Here is a 15,209-nt window from a genome sequence, read left to right as displayed (position 1 = left end):
GCGCTCTTACCCTAAGAAAGTTGGCCGCCGTCCCCTGGGACGGCGGCCTTTTTTTTTAACTCTGCGGCCCGCCCGGCGTGAACGTCAGCTCGCCCCTGCTTCCGCCACCTTCGCATAGATGGAGGTGATCGGCCGCGCGAACACCCGGCCCACCATCGGCTCGAAGAAAGATAATGGCGCGCTGTCATAGGTCGGGTCGAATGCGGCCTGATCGTATTTCTCGCAAAACTCGGCGCAGGCCTCGAAATGCGGGTGGCCGCGGTACGATTCGCGCATGTCGCGGTCGCCGCCGATGTAATGGAAGAAATAATAGCCCTGGAACACGCCGTGCGTGTTGGCGATCCAGTGCAGTTGGTCCGACACGAACGGACGCAACATCGCCGCGCCGATCTCGGGATGATTGAAGGTCCCCAGCGTGTCGCCAATGTCGTGCAACAGCGCCATCACCACATAGGCTTCATCGCGGCCATCGCGGTACGCGCGCGTCGCGGTTTGCAGTGAATGTTCGAGCCGATCGACCGGGAAGCCGCCATAATCGCCGTCCAGCAACTGCAAATGCGTCAGCACCCGCGCAGGCAAGCCCTTGGCGAAATCGGCGAAATGGCCGGAGATGATCTTCCAGTCGGCCTGGGTGCCATGCTCCATCGCGCTGAAGCGCGCGCGGTCGGGCTGATGGTTCATGCGGCTCTCTCTCCTCTCGTCTTCCTCCGCTTGTTATGCAGCGCGAGGGCCCGCCTTATCGCGGTGGCGCGGACGATAGCGTACTTTGCGCATCGCTCCCAGCCGGGCTAAGACTGCCCCATGTCGCTTCCCCCCCAACCCGCGATCCTTTCGCGGCCCTTCTTCGAGGACAAGAACCGCGCCTTCTGGACGCTGCAGGCGGCGGGGTGGACTGGCTATCTGATCCTGCGCAGCGTTTCGAGCATTTCGAACGCCAGCGACATGACCAGCATGGTGCCGGTCGTGATCGAATCGATCGTGGGATACAGCATCACCTTGCTGCTCTCGACGCTGTATCATTATTACCGTCGCCAGCCGCGCTTTGCGATGGCAATCCTGACGGTGCTGACACTCGCCGCTGCGACTCTGGTCTATGCGGTGCTCGACGCCTTTTCGTTTTCCTTCATCAACGCGCGCAACCCCGGGCTTAACCTCGGGCTGGTATTGGGCACGATCTTCCTCAACTTCACCGTGCTCGCCGGGTGGACCGCGTTGTATTTCGGGATCAATTTCTATCTGATTGTCGAGGATCAGATCGATCAGCTCGCCGCCCTTGAGAACACCGCTTCCTCGGCGCAGCTGGCGATGCTGCGCTATCAGCTCAACCCGCATTTCCTGTTCAACACGCTCAACTCCATTTCCACGCTGGTGCTGCTGAAAGAGACCGAGCGCGCCAACGCCATGCTCGGGCGACTATCCTCGTTCCTGCGCTATACGTTGGCCAACGAACCGACCGCCAATGTGACGGTGGTGCAGGAGTTCGAAACGCTGAAGCTCTATCTCGAAATCGAGAAGATGCGCTTCGAGGATCGGTTGCGGCCGACCTTCGAGCTCGATCCGCGGGTCGCCAAGGCGCGGCTACCGTCGTTGCTGCTGCAGCCACTGGTCGAGAATGCGATCAAATATGCGGTGACGCCGCAGGAAGACGGTGCCGAAATCGCGGTAACGGCGCGGCTCGCCGGGGATAGGGTGCAGATCGTCGTATCCGACACCGGCCCCGGCTTGAACGAAAGCAGGGGACGGCCGAGCGTTTCTGCGAGCCAGACCCTTTCAACCGGGGTCGGGCTTGCCAATATCAGGGAAAGACTGGCCCAGGCTTATGGGCCGGACCATAGATTCGAGACGCGATCGATCCCGGGGGGCGGTTTCGGGGTCGAGATCGAAATCCCGTTCCAGCTCGAGGAACCGAAGAAAGAGGCCGCATGACGATCCGCACCATCCTCGTCGACGACGAAAAACTGGCAACCCAGGGCCTCGCCCTGCGGCTGGCCGCCCATGAAGATGTGGAGATCATCGATACCTGCCAGAATGGCCGCGAGGCCATCCGCTCGATCAAGACCAACAAACCCGACCTCGTTTTTCTCGACATTCAAATGCCCGGCTTTGACGGCTTTTCGGTCGTCCAGGGGCTGATGGAGGTAGAACCACCGTTATTCGTGTTCGTGACCGCTTATTCCGACCATGCGCTAAAGGCGTTCGAGACCGACGCGGTCGATTATCTGATGAAACCGGTCGAAGAGAGTCGCCTCGCCGACACGCTCGACCGTGTGCGCCAGCGCCTGACCGAAAAGCGCGGAATCGAGGAGGTCGACCGGCTGAAGGAAGTGATCGCCGAGATCGCGCCGGACTCGGTCGAGACGCTCACCGATGGCGGGGAACAGGTTTCGTCCAACCGCTTCGAAAAGCTCATCAACATCAAGGATCGCGGGCAGATCTTCCGCGTCGACGTCGACACGATCGAACTGATCGAGGCCGCCGGTGACTATATGGTCATCAAGACCGGCGACAATTCGCTGGTGCTGCGCGAGACGATGAAGGATCTCGAACGCCGCCTCGACCCGCGCCGCTTCCAGCGCGTCCACCGCTCGACCATCGTCAACCTCGATTTGGTCAAAGAGGTAAAGCCGCACACCAATGGCGAATGCTTCCTGGTGCTGCAGTCGAACGCGCAAGTGAAGGTGTCGCGCAGTTACCGCGACGTGGTGGCGCGCTTCGTCCACTAAATCGCATTACCGTCACCCCGGGCTTGTCCCGGGGTCCACCCCTGCCAATGACACGCGCGCGCAGGACACGCGGCACGGTGGATGCCGGGACAAGCCCGGCATGACGGTCACTTTGCGTTAAGTGTCGCTCGCGTCGGTCTCGGCACCCTCGGCCGGCCGCTCGAACCAGGCCTCGACCTCACCCGACAGCTTCAGCGTCAGCGGCTGTCCATGGCGATCGACCTTCTTGCCCAGGGCAACGCGAATCCAGCCTTCGGAGCGGCTATATTCCTCCACGTCATGGCGCTGCGCGCCCTTGAAGCGAATGCCGATGCCGCGCGACAGCGCCGCTTCGTCATAATGCGGGCTGCGCGGGTTGGAAGACAGGCGGTCGGGGGGGAGATCGGTCTCGGTCATGATTGCGGCTCATGGCGCAAAATGGGCGCGTACGCCAGATACGAAAACGGCGCGGAGCCGAAGCCCCGCGCCGTGTTGCCGATCGCTCCGCAATCAATCGCAGACGCGGACGCGGACCCAATCGTCATAATAGCGATCGTAGCGCCGCTCGATCCAGCAGCGGTCATAGCCCGCACGCGCGCGATAGGCGTAATAGCCGTCATTGGGGTAGTAACCGTGGCTGCGGTAATACCGGTCGTCATAATAACGATCGTAGCCGCGCTCGCGGTAATAGTCGTCGCGGTAGCGATCATTGCGGTTCGACGCGAGCGCGGCGCCCACTGCAAGGCCAGCGATACCCGCGACGATGGCGGTGCCGGTGCCGTCATTATGGCCATAATAGCGATGGCCCCATCCGCCACCCCAGCGCTGCGCCTCCGCCGGAGCCGCCGCCGTCAGAGCCGTCGCGCCGAGCGCCGCTGCCAGACCGATCTTCTTCAACAGGCTGTTCATCTCGAATCTCCTCACTCCAGCAGCCCTGCATGCATCTCCCTATAACGCATTGGCGGACTAGCTTGTTGCAACCAATATGCGAGTCGCCCTGAATGCGGGCGGAATGGTGTGTTTAACCGGTGTTCAGCGAAGGAAAGTCGCGATGGCCTATTGGCTGCTCAAATCCGAACCCGACAGCTACAGTTGGGATGATCTGCTGGCCGAGGGCAGTACCGAATGGACCGGCGTGCGCAACGCCGCCGCCGCCTTGCATCTGAAGGCGATGCAGGTCGGCGACCGCGCCTTTTTCTACCATAGCGGCGGTCCCAAGGAGATTGTCGGAACGGTCGAGATCGCGCGCACCGCCCGGCCCGATGGCGACGATCCGCGCTGGGTGTCCGTCGCGGTCAAACCGCTCGCCGCTTTGCCACGGCCCGTCCCGCTGGCGACGATCAAGGCAACGCCGGGGCTTGCCGATCTGGCGATGCTGCGCCAGTCGCGGCTTTCGGTATCGCCCGTGCGCGACGCCGAATGGACGACATTGCTGGCGCTGGGTGAAGGGTAAGGGTTTGATGCGGGTTCGCGCGTTGCTGTTGATCGGGGCGCTCGCGCTCGTCACCGCTGCCAAGGCACCCCCTGCCCCGCCCCCTTCCCGCGAACCCGCAATCGTGCGCGTGCGGCTGGTGACAGGCGCGGGGCCGATCGTGATCGCGCTCGATGCGCGCCATGCCCCGGCGACGGTCGCCAATTTCCTCGCCTATGTCGACGATGGCCGGTTCGAAGGCACCAGCTTCTACCGCGCGACACGCCGCAAGACCGCGCCCAAAACGGGTTTCGTGCAAGGCGGCATCGGCACCGATGCGCACCGCATGCTCGGTCTGGTGCCGCTCGAGCCGACCAGCCAGACCGGGATCAAGCATCTCGACGGCGTGCTGTCGATGGCGCGCTATGACCGCACCGATTCGGCCACGGGGAACTTCTCGATCATGGTCGGCCCCAACCCTTCGCTCGACGCGCGGCCGGGCTTTGTCGGCTATGCCGCCTTCGGGCGGGTGATTGCGGGGATGGACGTGGTCAAGCGGATGCTGGCCGAGCCAACCTCCCCCGGCGGGGAGGGAGCGTTCAAGGGCCAGTTGATGGTCAAGCCGATCCCGATCCTGCGCGCCGAACGGCTCGACGGCGTGGCCAAGCCGACCGGTGCGCCCAAAGTGTGGCAAATGCTCAGGGGCGTGAAGCGCTAGGGTTTTATTTTGAGGGAGAATCCACCTCCGTCACCTTGAGCCTGTCGAAGGGCTCTCTCCGCAACAGAAGGGCTCGCATAGGGCGGGGGGCGGGGCTTCGACAGGCTCAGCCCGAACGGAATTGGGATGGTCCTCTTTAAGAGGAAGCGCCCCTAGCGCCCCCGCACGCAAAAAGGGCGGGGAATGTCGCCATCCCCCGCCCCTTCCGACACGCTAAGCCGTAAGGCTTAGAAGTGCGTGATCAGGCCCATCATCGGGCGGAAGCTGTGGAAATCACCATAAGTGTTCACTTCGGCACGGATGCGGACGCCGGCATTGCCGGTGATGCCCTTCAGGCCGATGTCTTTCGGGCCGAACTCGGTGCCGATCCCGTAGGTGATGTCGCCATACTGCTTCTTGCTGGTATTGCCGGTCGAGTAGGTCGAATAATGATCGAACTCGACCCACTGATAGCCGACCTTGCCGTAGAACATGCCGCTGTCACCGGCGCGCACGCCGAAACGACCGGCTGCGCCATATTCCCAGTTGATGTTGCCAGAGACGCCTTTGGCAAGATTGCCTTCCGCACCGACGAACACCGGCCCCAGCGGCACGTTGATGCCGGCCACGCCCTGTACCAACGCGCCTGCGAGACGGTAGTTGTTGCGCAGCGAGCCATCGGCGTTCAGCGCCTGCGGGATACCGTGGTTGCGCTCGTTATCGAACTGTTCCCAGCCGCCCATCACGCCGATGTAAGGCTCGATGCCAAACGCGCGCGAGCCGTCGGGTGCGGTCGGCGTGGTGTCTGCCGGTGCGGCCGGTGCGGCGTCCTGCGCGAAAGCCGGGACGCTGGCGAAAGCCGCCAAAGCGACGGCGGCGAGTTTGAAAGTACGCATAATAATGACCTTTGTTCGACTGTTAGGGGTGCCGACGATCGCGTCGGTGTCCCGCAGCCGACCCAACAAGGGTCATCACGCTAAGTTGCACTGCAGCAAGGATAAAGTCCTGACGGCCCGTTTCGTCACATATCTGCAACAGTTTCTTGCTGCAGGATGAACGAAACGGGGAGTCTGGCGGCCCGTGCCGCGGTCGCTGCGTTCAGGCCTTGTGCGCGTAAAGCGAGCACCAGCCCGATGGCGCGATATCGCCCGCAACCAGCTTGCACGCCTTGGGGGCTTGCCACTGGAGGCAGGTGTCGCACCGCGCCTTGCCCTTGGGTTGGGGCTGATAATGGACAGCCTTTTGCGGCAGCTTGGTCGCGGCGGCGGCAGGTGCGGCGGCGACAGCGCCCACCAGCAACGCACCGCCCCCGGCCGCCGCAAGCGACAAGAGCCGACGACGCGACAAATCGGTGGATTTCGGATCGGTGGACATAGGTGCTCCTGTGGTGTTCGTGCGCTGGCAACGGGAACCGTCGCCATCGCGAGTGCAGCGCGACGGCGACGCGCCCCCGCGCGCGCTATGCGCCCTGCGGCGGAGCAAGCGAAAGCTGCGGAAGTTACTTATTGGGTGCCGCGTGGGCACCGATTAGGGCATCGCCCCATCCCCGCTCCGTCGCCGGCGATTTCTTCCACCGAGCGCCAAAAGCAGCGCAGCGCGTCAGCCCTGCCCCGCCATACCCCCAAACAAAAAGGCCGGACGCTGTCGCGCCCGGCCCCGGTGTTACCACGCTCTCGCGTCGCTTACGACTGCTTCGCCCGCGCCGCGCGCTTGCGCTCGTTCGGGTCGAGGTAGCGCTTGCGCAGGCGGATCGACTTGGGCGTCACTTCGACCATTTCGTCATCGTCGATGTACGCAATCGCCTGTTCCAGCGTCATCTTCTTGGGCGGGGTCAGGCGGATCGCGTCGTCCTTGCCGCCGGAAGCGCGGAAGTTGGTCAGCGCCTTGGTCTTCATCGGGTTGACTTCGAGATCGTCCGGCTTGGCGTTCTCGCCGACGATCATGCCCTCGTACAGCGCCTCGCCGTGCCCGACGAACAGGATGCCGCGCTCTTCGAGCGGCCCTAGCGCATAGCTATTCGCTTCGCCCGCACCGTTCGAGATCAGCACGCCGTTCTTGCGGCCTTCGATATTGCCCTTGTGCGGGCCGTAACGCTCGAACAGGCGGTTCATGATGCCGGTGCCGCGCGTGTCCGACAGGAACTCGCCGTGATAGCCGATCATCCCGCGCGACGGCGCGGAGAAGGTGATGCGCGTCTTGCCGCCGGTTGACGGACGCATGTCGGTCAGCTCGGCTTTGCGCAGGTTCATCTTCTCGACGACGGTGCCCGAATATTCCTCGTCCACATCGATGATGACCGTTTCATATGGCTCGGTCTTCTTGCCGTCCTCATCTTCCTGGAACAGCACGCGCGGACGCGAAATGCCCAGTTCGAAACCCTCACGGCGCATCGTCTCGATCAGCACGCCAAGCTGAAGCTCGCCGCGACCGGCGACTTCGAAGCTGTCCTTGTCGGCGGCTTCCACCACCTTCACGGCGACGTTCGATTCGGCTTCGCGGAACAAACGGTCGCGGATCATGCGGCTGGTCACCTTGGTGCCCTCACGCCCCGCCATCGGCGAATCGTTGACGGCAAAGCGCATCGACAGCGTGGGCGGATCGATCGGCTGTGCGTGCAGCGGCTCGGTCACGGTGATGTCGGCGATGGTGTTGGCGACGGTCGCGACGGTCAGACCGGCGAGGCTGATGATGTCGCCTGCCTTGGCTTCGTCGACCGGCACGCGGTCGAGCCCGCGGAACGACATGATCTTGGAGGCGCGACCGGTCTCGATGATCTTGCCATCATTGTCGAGCGCGTGGATCGGCTGGTTGACCTTGACCGTGCCCGAATTGACGCGGCCGGTCAGGATACGGCCGAGGAATGGATCGCGGTCGAGCAGCGTGACGAGGAAGGTGAACGGCACGCCGGCCACTTCCACGGCGGGTGGCGGAACGTGGCTGATGATCGTCTCGAACATCGGGATCAGCGTGCCTTCGCGCGCGTCCATGTCGGTCGAGGCATAGCCGTTGCGGCCCGATGCGTAGAGCACGGGGAAATCGAGCTGCTCGTCATTCGCGTCCAACGACACGAACAGGTCGAACACTTCGTCCAGCACTTCCTGGATGCGCGCGTCGTTGCGGTCGACCTTGTTGACCACGACGATCGGCTTCAGGCCCAGCGCCAGCGCCTTGCCGGTGACGAACTTGGTCTGCGGCATCGCGCCTTCCGACGAATCGACCAGCAGGACGACACCGTCGACCATCGACAGGATGCGCTCGACTTCACCGCCGAAATCGGCGTGGCCGGGGGTATCGACGATGTTGATGCGCACGCTCTCGGTTTCGCCCGGCGGAGTCCAGTCGACCGAAGTCGGCTTGGCGAGAATGGTGATGCCGCGCTCTTTTTCGAGGTCGTTCGAATCCATCGCGCGCTCTTCGATGCGCTGGTTGTCGCGGAAGGTGCCGGACTGGCGGAAGAGCTGATCGACCAGAGTTGTCTTACCATGATCGACGTGTGCGATGATGGCCACGTTGCGGAGGCTCATGTCTGTCTCGTTACAAAATCGGGAAAAGGATCGCGTGCCCCTAGCCGAAACGGTGCGGTGCAACAAGGCCGGGCAACACACTGTGCTGCCCGGCCCGTTTCGATCAAGGCTGAACGAAGTGCGGCGATCAGAACTTGCCGCTGACTTCGACGCCGTAAACGCGCGGTTCGCCACGGATATAGGTCGGAATACCGAAACCGCCACCGGTGTTGCCCGCGTCGATCAGATATTTACGGTCGAGCGCATTGCGGGCGAAACCGCCGATTTGATAACGCCCGCCCGCCAGCTCGACGCCCGCCCGGACGTTGACCAGTGCATAGCCGCCCTGGCTGATCGCCTCAGAATTGGGCAGCTCGAAATATTCCTTGCTCTGATAGGTGGCCGAGGGCGTGGCGTAGAAGGTCATGCTTCCGGCCGGAACGCGCAAGGTCGCGCCGCCCGAAGCGCTATATTTCGGCTGCAGGCGGAACTGCGCGCCCGAATAGACGCCATAGGCCGGGTTATTGGCGATCTTGCCATCGACATAGGCAAAGTTGCCGAACAGCTGCAGCAGCGAATTGACCCGCCAATTGCCCTCCAGCTCGACGCCGGGGTTGCGCGCCTTGCCCGCGCTTTGCGTGGTGGTCTTGCCCGCGCCGTCGGTAACGGTCACCTGGAAGCCGTTATAATCCTGGTAGAAGACGCCGAGCGATCCGCTGAACGCGCCGATCTTGGCCTTGATACCGCCCTCGTAATTCCACACGACTTCGTCGGGCACCACTTGCAGGCTCGGCACCGCCACGCCACCCGAAGTCGCCGCGGACAATTGCACCACCGGCGAGCGGCGGCCTTTGCTGATCGTGGCATAAAGGTTGATGCCATCGGTCAAACGATACAGCGCGTTGAAGCGCGGCAGGATCGCCGAGAAACTGCGCTGCGCAGTGAACTTGACGCCGCCCGTGCTGACCGTGGGCAATAACGGCACGCCGGCGAGCACCGAATTGGGCTGCACCGAGCTGTAACCCGACTTGCGCTTCTCGATCAGAATGCGCGCACCGGCGGTGAGCTCGAGCCGCGGGGTCGGCAGCCAGGTGCCGTCGGCGAAGACCGAATAGGTGTCGTTGGTGCCGTAGTTGGTGAAGACCGAGGAATACGGAATTGCGGTCGCCGCGCCGCGCGTCAACAGCGCGGTCGCCCCCGCCGCGGCAACGGTGCCATTCGGCAGGACGCAACCCGGGCCGCTCGGGATGCCAGCCGCGAGCAAGGCGGCGCGCGTCCCGGCGGGCAAGGCACCGGCGCAGGTCAGATAGGTGCCCTCTTCGGTCGAGAAGGGCACGCGCTGCAGATTGTTTTCGAAGAACGCGTTCCAGCCGAACGACGCGCGGTAGGTGTCGCCGGTGAAGTTGAAGCGGCCTTCATGGCTATATTGGTCGCCGCGCGCATCCTCGGCAAATTCCAGATACCAGGCCGGGCCGCCATCGGCGTCGAACACTTCGTTGCTGTTGAACTTGCGATAGCCGTTGACGGTGGTGAAGCTGACACCTGGGGCCAGTTCCGCCGTCAGCGTGAAGTTGGCGTCATAGACGTCACGCTTCAGGCCGAGCTTGGCGCCCCCCAGCACTTGCGCACTATAAGGCGAACCCGACAGTTCGGCGTAGCTATAGTCGCCGCCATTGCCGCCGGTCGGCGCTTGCGCGCGCGAACGGAACGCCGTGCCGGGGTTGCGCTGGCCGTCATAGGTCAGCACCAAAGTGGCGGTAAGCGCATCGGTCGGTGCCCAGCGCACCGAACCGCGAATGCCGCGCTGATCCTGACCATTGAGATCGTCTTGCTTGGTCTTGCCCTGATTCTGGTTGGGCACATTGGGGTCACCGGCGATGTTGCGGACAAAGCCGTCATGATATTTGTAGGCGAAGGCGAGACGCGCCGCGAGCGTGTCATTGCCGACATTGACGAAGCCCGAGACCTGGCCGCGATTGTAATTGCCGTAGGACGCAATGATCCCGGCGGAGGTTCCGGTCTTGGGCCGGGCCGAGATGATGTTCACCGCGCCAACTGCGGATGCGGTGCCGAACAGCGTCGCCTGCGGCCCCTTCACGACTTCAATACGCTCAAGATCGAACAGATCCTGATATGCGCCACGCGTGCGAGAGATGTCGACGCCGTTGTAGTATAGCGAAACGCGCGCGCCTTGCTGTGCCGAGCCGCTATCCGAGGTGATGCCACGGATCACGAAGCCAGGATTGTTGTCGCTTTGCTCCTGAATGCGCAGACCCGGAACGTACATCGCCACTTCGGCGAGCGAATTGACGCCCAGCGTTTGCATCTGTGCGCCGGTCAGCGCCGACACCGTGATCGGCACGTCCTGCAGCTTCTGCTCGCGCTTCTGCGCGGTGACGATGATGTCGCCGCCTTGCGCCTCGGGCGTCTCTGCTGCGGTGGCCGACTGGGCGAGCGCCGCCGTTGACGAACAACCGAGGAGAACGCCCGCAAACGCGAGCGAGAAGGAACGACGCATCGATAACCCCTTTTGTTTTACACACTTTGTTGCGGTGCGGTATCGGCACCTCGCGTCGGATTCGGGTCTTTATCGTGACGATTGCGTGACAATTGGTGTATTATAAAAACGATACACTTGAACCCCGCAGCATTCCGCTTCATTTAGGGGCATCCCCGGCTGGAGTGACGACATGGCGACCGCTGCCGATAGCGAAACGACCCCCCTGGTGCTGACCCCACCTGACCCGGTGCCCGCGCTCGCGCCCGAAAAGGCGGTGGGTCTCGTCCCGGTCGAAGACGGCGTGCGCACCAAGCTGCAGGCGAAGGTCGCCGATTTCGTCGACGATCTCGTCGCGCAGGATGTGAACTCGCCCGAATTCGGCAAGCGCGTCGATGCCATCTCGGCGATGGGCCAGAAGGAAATCCGCGCCGCCGCCGATCAGTCGAACCGCTTTCTTGATCGCCCGGTCAAGGCGATGGACGGCGAGACCGGGATCGGTGCCGACCTTACCGAACTGCGCCGCACGATCGAAAAGCTCGATCCCTCGGTCAACGGCAAGCTGATCTCTGGCCGGGGGATGCTGAGCAAAATCTTCGGCGGCGGCATCAACACCTATTTCGACAAATATCGTTCCTCGCAATCGCACATTTCGGCGATCCTCAAGACGCTCGCGCGCGGCAAGGACGAGCTGTTGATGGACAATGCCGCGATCGACACCGAGCGCGCCAATCTGTGGACTGCAATGGGGCGGCTCGAACAGATGATCGTGCTGTCCAAGGAAATGGATGCGCGGCTGGAAGAGAAAGCGAACGATCTCGACCATAGCGACCCGGCCAAGGCCAAGGCGATCCGCGAAAGCGCGCTCTTCTATGTCCGCCAGCGCACGCAGGACCTGCTGACGCAAATGGCGGTGACGGTGCAGGGCTATCTCGCGCTCGATCTGGTCAAGAAGAACAATGTCGAGCTGGTGAAGGGCGTCGATCGCGCCTCCACCACCACCGTCTCCGCCTTGCGCACCGCGGTGACGGTGGCGCAGGCGCTCGCCAACCAGAAGCTGGTGCTCGACCAGATCACCGCGCTCAACACGACAACCGCGAACATCATCGATGCGACGGGCAAGCTGCTCAAATCGCAAACCGCGACCATCCACGAACAGGCCGCCGCCTCGACCATCCCGGTCGAAACGCTGCAGCGCGCCTTCCAGAACATCTATGACACGATGGACGCGATCGACAGCTTCAAGCTGAAAGCGCTCGATTCGATGAAGGCGACGGTCGGCACGCTGTCCAATGAAGTCGAAAAGTCGAAGGGCTATATCGCCCGCGCCGAGGGTGCCGCGCAGAACCGCCTGTCCGGCCCCGACGCCAGCTTCAAGCTGGAAGCGGAGTAACCCCCGTGACCGATGTCGATCGCCAGATCGCACGCGCCGGCGAATTGCTCGAGCGCACCCGCGCCGGTCGCGAGGCGCTGGTCAAGCGGCGGCGGCAAGGCACCGCCATCGCCCGACGCCTCACGCTGGCGGCAAGCGCCGACCTCGCGATCGTCGTCGCGGCGATCGCGATCGGCTGGTTCGTGCCGCTCGGCATGGGTGGCGCGCTGCTGGTCGGCGCGTTGCTGGTGGCGGTGACGCTGTTCCTGTTGTTCGCAACGCTGACCCCTGCGGTGCGCGCCGAGCAACTGACGCAAGTCCCGCTGAAAGCGCTGCCGCTGATGACCGAGCAATGGCTCGATACCCAGCGCAAGCTGCTGCCCGCGCCGGCGCAGACATTGGTCGACGGCATCGGCGTGAAGCTGGAAACGCTGTCGCCACAACTCGCGACGCTCGACGAACGCGAACCCGTCGCCGCCGAAGTGCGCAAGCTGATCGGCGAGCAATTGCCCGAACTGCTCAAAGGCTATGCCAAGGTTCCCCCGCCACTGCGTGGCGTCGCGCGGAACGGCAAGAGCCCCGATGCGCAGCTGGCGGACGCGCTAAAGCTCATCGACGACGAGATCGGCGATATGTCGGCCCAGATCGCGCAGGGGGACCTCGACTCGCTCGAAACGCGTGGCCGGTTTCTGGAGATCAAGTATCGGGATGAGGTTTAGCACACAACGGCCCTTGGTCGGATCGTCTCCCCATCCGTTCGTTTCGAGCGGGGTAAGGCAAGGTCATCCTGCTTTAGCCCGGGAAGGCGTGGATTGCTGAAGGACGACCCCGCGCGGTCGGACAAACGCCGTCTTTGCTATGGTTGCCCCTTCTCGCCTGCTCAGACCGAAAGCGTCCGCGCGCGTTCGCTCAGGCGTTCGACCGCCGCCGCATGGATGCCGGGCGCGGTCGCCAGCACGCCGAACGCTTGCGCGCGCGGCGTGTTGAAGGCAAGCGGCGCGCCAAAGGCATCGGTAACCGTCGCCCCCGCTTCCGCCGCGATCAGCGCGGCGGCGGCGACGTCCCATTCATAGCCCCAGCGCAGTGTCGCCACGAGATCGGCCTCATCCGCTGCCACCATCGCGATGCGCAACGCGATCGAATTGGGCTTCGCCACCGCGACCAGATCGCGGTCGGCCTTGGGCAGGCCATCGCTTGGCACGCGCGATCCGCTGAACACGCGCCGGTCGCCGACATGGATCGCAGTGCCATTGCGCGTCGCCCCGTGCCCCAAGACCGCCTGCCACACGTCATTGCGGGCAGGTGCATCGAGGATGCCGATCGTCACCCGGCCCTGCTCGACCAGCGCCACCGACACCGCCCAGCCGTCCCGCCCACGAATAAAGTCCCGAGTGCCATCGATCGGATCGACCACCCACACCCGCCCGCAGGCGAGACGGTCGGCATTGTCGGCGGTTTCCTCGGACAGCCATCCGGCGTCGGGCAACAACGCGGACAACCGCGCGTGGAGCAATGCGTTGACGTCGAGATCGACCTGGCTGACCGGGTCGTTCGGCCCCTTTTCCCAGCGGTGAAAATCGGTGCGCCAATGCCGCAGCGCCAGCGCCCCCGCCTCCTCGGCGATCGCTGCCACTGCGTCGGCCAGGCCCGCATCAGCCACTCGCCACCGTCATCCCCTCGATCCTGAGCGTCGGCACATTGGTACCATAGCGGAATTCCAGGTCGTTCGCGGGCGTCAGGTTAAGGAACATATCCTTCAAATTGCCGGCAATGGTGAACTCGGCAACCGGCCCGGTAATCTCCCCCCGCTCGATCCGGAATCCCGCTGCCCCTCGGCTGTAATCACCGGTAACGCCGTTAACGCCCATGCCGATCAGCTCGGTGACGAACACGCCGTCGGTGATGTCGGCGATCAAGGTTTCCGGCGGGACATGGCCCGCCACCATATGCAAATTGCTGGTCGAAACCCCGGGCGCGCCGCTCACGCCGCGCGCGGCATGGCCGGTCGGCTCCAGCCCCAATTGCCGGGCGGACGCGCTGTCGAGCAGCCAGCGTTCAAGCATCCCCGCCTCAATGATCGCGGTCGGCGACACCGGCAGCCCCTCGCCATCGAACGGGCGCGAGCGCAGGCCATGCGGGCGGTGCGGATCGTCGAGCACGGTCACGCCGCTCGCAAACACCTGCGTGCCGAGCGCCTCCAGCAGGAAGCTGGTCTTGCGCGTAATCGCCTGCCCCGAAATCGCCCCGGTCAGATGCCCGAGCAGGCTGGAGCCCACACGCGGATCGAACACCACCGTCATCGGCCCGCTGGCAAGCCGTCCGGGATTGACGCGGGCGACCGCGCGCTCGCCCGCGCGCGTGCCGATCACCTCGGGCGCTTCCAGCGCGCGCAAGTGGCGCGCCGAGCTATAGGCATAGTCGCGCACCATCGCCCCGCCCTCGCCCGCCAGTACGCTGGCCGACAGGCCATAACCGGTCGCGGCATAAGCGGCGGCAAAGCCGTGGCTGGTGGCGAGCGCCCAGATCGAGCGCGAGGCGCTGGCAGAGCCGCCCTCGCTATTGGTGACGCCCGCCACTGCCCGCGCGGCATCTTCTGCGGCCAGCGCCGCATCGCGCAGCCCCTCGGGGCTGGGCTCGCTGCCACCCTGCGCCAAATCGTCGATATCGAGCAACGGGGGGGTGCCGTGCATCAGCCGCTCGGCCGGGGCGAGACCGGCCCAGGCATCCTCGGGTGCCTCGCGCGCCATCGCGATCGCGCGGTCGACCAAAGCGGCAAGGGCACCGTCCGACAGATCGGAGGTGGACACGCTCGCCGAACGCTTGCCGACGAACACGCGCAGGCCAAGCTCGGCGCTTTCCGACCGCCCGACATCCTCCAGCGCGCCCAGCCGCACCGAAATGTCGAGCGCGGTGTCGGCGGCATACACCGCATCGGCGGCATCGGCCCCGGCAGCGCGCGCGCGGGAGACGATAGCGGCGGCGCGATCGCGCCCTTGGTCTGGGGTCAACATGAGCGAAGACTTAGGA

General features: G+C 64.2%; 15 protein-coding genes. 6 read left to right on the top strand and 9 right to left on the bottom strand.

The features are described 5' to 3' along the window. Positions 1 to 84: 84 nt before the first annotated feature. Entirely contained in the window at positions 85 to 681 is a 597-nt protein-coding gene (locus ACP7BL_RS03285) for an HD domain-containing protein (protein ID WP_426257607.1), read from the bottom strand. Positions 682 to 801: 120 nt separating this feature from the next. Here ACP7BL_RS03285 and ACP7BL_RS03280 point away from each other — a divergent pair, with 120 nt between their 5' ends. Together ACP7BL_RS03280 and ACP7BL_RS03275 are read left to right on the top strand one after the other, a co-directional pair. Further along, the gene (locus ACP7BL_RS03280) at positions 802 to 1,926 is read left to right on the top strand and encodes a sensor histidine kinase (protein ID WP_033965578.1); all 1,125 of its coding nucleotides are present in this window, start codon (positions 802 to 804) and stop codon (positions 1,924 to 1,926) included. Next, positions 1,923 to 2,723, top strand: coding sequence for a LytR/AlgR family response regulator transcription factor (locus ACP7BL_RS03275; RefSeq protein WP_010404257.1), 801 nt, complete (start codon positions 1,923 to 1,925; stop codon positions 2,721 to 2,723). The genes ACP7BL_RS03280 and ACP7BL_RS03275 overlap by 4 nt, the downstream gene beginning before the upstream one ends. Before the next feature lie 117 nt (positions 2,724 to 2,840). Here ACP7BL_RS03275 and ACP7BL_RS03270 read toward each other — a convergent pair whose 3' ends face one another. Both ACP7BL_RS03270 and ACP7BL_RS03265 read right to left on the bottom strand, forming a co-directional pair. Next, positions 2,841 to 3,119 carry a DUF3297 family protein gene (locus ACP7BL_RS03270; protein ID WP_426257606.1) on the bottom strand — a complete coding sequence of 93 codons (279 nt, stop codon included), beginning with the start codon at positions 3,117 to 3,119 and terminating at the stop codon, positions 2,841 to 2,843. 93 nt (positions 3,120 to 3,212) lie between these two features. After that, a complete protein-coding gene (locus ACP7BL_RS03265) occupies positions 3,213 to 3,611 on the bottom strand; it encodes a hypothetical protein (RefSeq protein WP_033965581.1) in 399 nt (132 codons plus the stop codon). A 142-nt stretch (positions 3,612 to 3,753) separates the two neighbouring features. Between ACP7BL_RS03265 and ACP7BL_RS03260 the strand changes: the two genes are divergently transcribed. Further along, complete coding sequence (locus ACP7BL_RS03260) at positions 3,754 to 4,155, top strand: EVE domain-containing protein (RefSeq protein WP_126847834.1); 402 nt, start codon at positions 3,754 to 3,756, stop codon at positions 4,153 to 4,155. Positions 4,156 to 4,162: 7 nt separating this feature from the next. Continuing rightward, the gene (locus ACP7BL_RS03255) at positions 4,163 to 4,831 is read left to right on the top strand and encodes a peptidylprolyl isomerase (protein WP_426257605.1); all 669 of its coding nucleotides are present in this window, start codon (positions 4,163 to 4,165) and stop codon (positions 4,829 to 4,831) included. Positions 4,832 to 5,058: 227 nt separating this feature from the next. Here the strand turns inward: ACP7BL_RS03255 and ACP7BL_RS03250 are convergent, their stop codons facing one another. From ACP7BL_RS03250 to ACP7BL_RS03235, 4 genes are all read right to left on the bottom strand, one after another. Further along, a complete protein-coding gene (locus tag ACP7BL_RS03250; protein WP_033965583.1) occupies positions 5,059 to 5,706 on the bottom strand; it encodes an outer membrane protein in 648 nt (215 codons plus the stop codon). 202 nt (positions 5,707 to 5,908) lie between these two features. Continuing rightward, on the bottom strand, positions 5,909 to 6,184 hold the full coding sequence (locus tag ACP7BL_RS03245) for a hypothetical protein (RefSeq protein ID WP_126847830.1): 276 nt from the start codon (positions 6,182 to 6,184) through the stop codon (positions 5,909 to 5,911). A gap of 308 nt (positions 6,185 to 6,492) precedes the next feature. Next, entirely contained in the window at positions 6,493 to 8,334 is a 1,842-nt protein-coding gene (gene typA / locus ACP7BL_RS03240) for a translational GTPase TypA (protein ID WP_033965586.1), read from the bottom strand. Positions 8,335 to 8,461: 127 nt separating this feature from the next. After that, complete coding sequence (locus ACP7BL_RS03235) at positions 8,462 to 10,831, bottom strand: TonB-dependent receptor (RefSeq protein WP_426257604.1); 2,370 nt, start codon at positions 10,829 to 10,831, stop codon at positions 8,462 to 8,464. A gap of 172 nt (positions 10,832 to 11,003) precedes the next feature. Here ACP7BL_RS03235 and ACP7BL_RS03230 point away from each other — a divergent pair, with 172 nt between their 5' ends. Together ACP7BL_RS03230 and ACP7BL_RS03225 are read left to right on the top strand one after the other, a co-directional pair. Further along, positions 11,004 to 12,203, top strand: a complete 1,200-nt coding sequence (locus tag ACP7BL_RS03230; protein WP_426257603.1) for a toxic anion resistance protein — start codon at positions 11,004 to 11,006, stop codon at positions 12,201 to 12,203. Positions 12,204 to 12,208: 5 nt separating this feature from the next. Then, positions 12,209 to 12,901, top strand: a complete 693-nt coding sequence (locus ACP7BL_RS03225) for a hypothetical protein (RefSeq protein WP_033965588.1) — start codon at positions 12,209 to 12,211, stop codon at positions 12,899 to 12,901. A gap of 161 nt (positions 12,902 to 13,062) precedes the next feature. Here ACP7BL_RS03225 and ACP7BL_RS03220 read toward each other — a convergent pair whose 3' ends face one another. Together ACP7BL_RS03220 and ACP7BL_RS03215 are read right to left on the bottom strand one after the other, a co-directional pair. Further along, entirely contained in the window at positions 13,063 to 13,842 is a 780-nt protein-coding gene (locus tag ACP7BL_RS03220) for a 3'(2'),5'-bisphosphate nucleotidase CysQ (protein WP_426257602.1), read from the bottom strand. Beyond that, positions 13,835 to 15,193: a TldD/PmbA family protein gene (locus ACP7BL_RS03215; RefSeq protein WP_426257601.1), complete on the bottom strand. Its 1,359-nt coding sequence runs from the start codon at positions 15,191 to 15,193 to the stop codon at positions 13,835 to 13,837. The genes ACP7BL_RS03220 and ACP7BL_RS03215 overlap by 8 nt, the downstream gene beginning before the upstream one ends. Between the last annotated feature and the right edge of the window lie 16 nt (positions 15,194 to 15,209).

Origin of the sequence: Sphingomonas sp. DC1600-2 (assembly GCF_049897605.1) — a bacterium.
Taxonomy (GTDB): domain Bacteria; phylum Pseudomonadota; class Alphaproteobacteria; order Sphingomonadales; family Sphingomonadaceae; genus Sphingomonas.
Note: the sequence above shows the minus strand (reverse complement) of the source record. Positions and strands in the feature narration are given on the sequence as shown.

Bases quoted from the DNA above. Each gene is read 5' to 3' on its own strand.
- ACP7BL_RS03250 (WP_033965583.1), bottom strand. From the start codon at position 5,706: ATGCGTACTTTCAAACTCGCCGCCGTCGCTTTGGCGGCTTTCGCCAGC.
- ACP7BL_RS03230 (WP_426257603.1), top strand. From the start codon at position 11,004: ATGGCGACCGCTGCCGATAGCGAAACGACCCCCCTGGTGCTGACCCCA.
- ACP7BL_RS03260 (WP_126847834.1), top strand. From the start codon at position 3,754: ATGGCCTATTGGCTGCTCAAATCCGAACCCGACAGCTACAGTTGGGAT.
- ACP7BL_RS03235 (WP_426257604.1), bottom strand. From the start codon at position 10,831: ATGCGTCGTTCCTTCTCGCTCGCGTTTGCGGGCGTTCTCCTCGGTTGT.
- ACP7BL_RS03215 (WP_426257601.1), bottom strand. From the start codon at position 15,193: ATGTTGACCCCAGACCAAGGGCGCGATCGCGCCGCCGCTATCGTCTCC.
- ACP7BL_RS03275 (WP_010404257.1), top strand. From the start codon at position 1,923: ATGACGATCCGCACCATCCTCGTCGACGACGAAAAACTGGCAACCCAG.
- ACP7BL_RS03265 (WP_033965581.1), bottom strand. From the start codon at position 3,611: ATGAACAGCCTGTTGAAGAAGATCGGTCTGGCAGCGGCGCTCGGCGCG.
- ACP7BL_RS03245 (WP_126847830.1), bottom strand. From the start codon at position 6,184: ATGTCCACCGATCCGAAATCCACCGATTTGTCGCGTCGTCGGCTCTTG.
- ACP7BL_RS03255 (WP_426257605.1), top strand. From the start codon at position 4,163: ATGCGGGTTCGCGCGTTGCTGTTGATCGGGGCGCTCGCGCTCGTCACC.
- typA (WP_033965586.1), bottom strand. From the start codon at position 8,334: ATGAGCCTCCGCAACGTGGCCATCATCGCACACGTCGATCATGGTAAG.
- ACP7BL_RS03285 (WP_426257607.1), bottom strand. From the start codon at position 681: ATGAACCATCAGCCCGACCGCGCGCGCTTCAGCGCGATGGAGCATGGC.
- ACP7BL_RS03280 (WP_033965578.1), top strand. From the start codon at position 802: ATGTCGCTTCCCCCCCAACCCGCGATCCTTTCGCGGCCCTTCTTCGAG.
- ACP7BL_RS03270 (WP_426257606.1), bottom strand. From the start codon at position 3,119: ATGACCGAGACCGATCTCCCCCCCGACCGCCTGTCTTCCAACCCGCGC.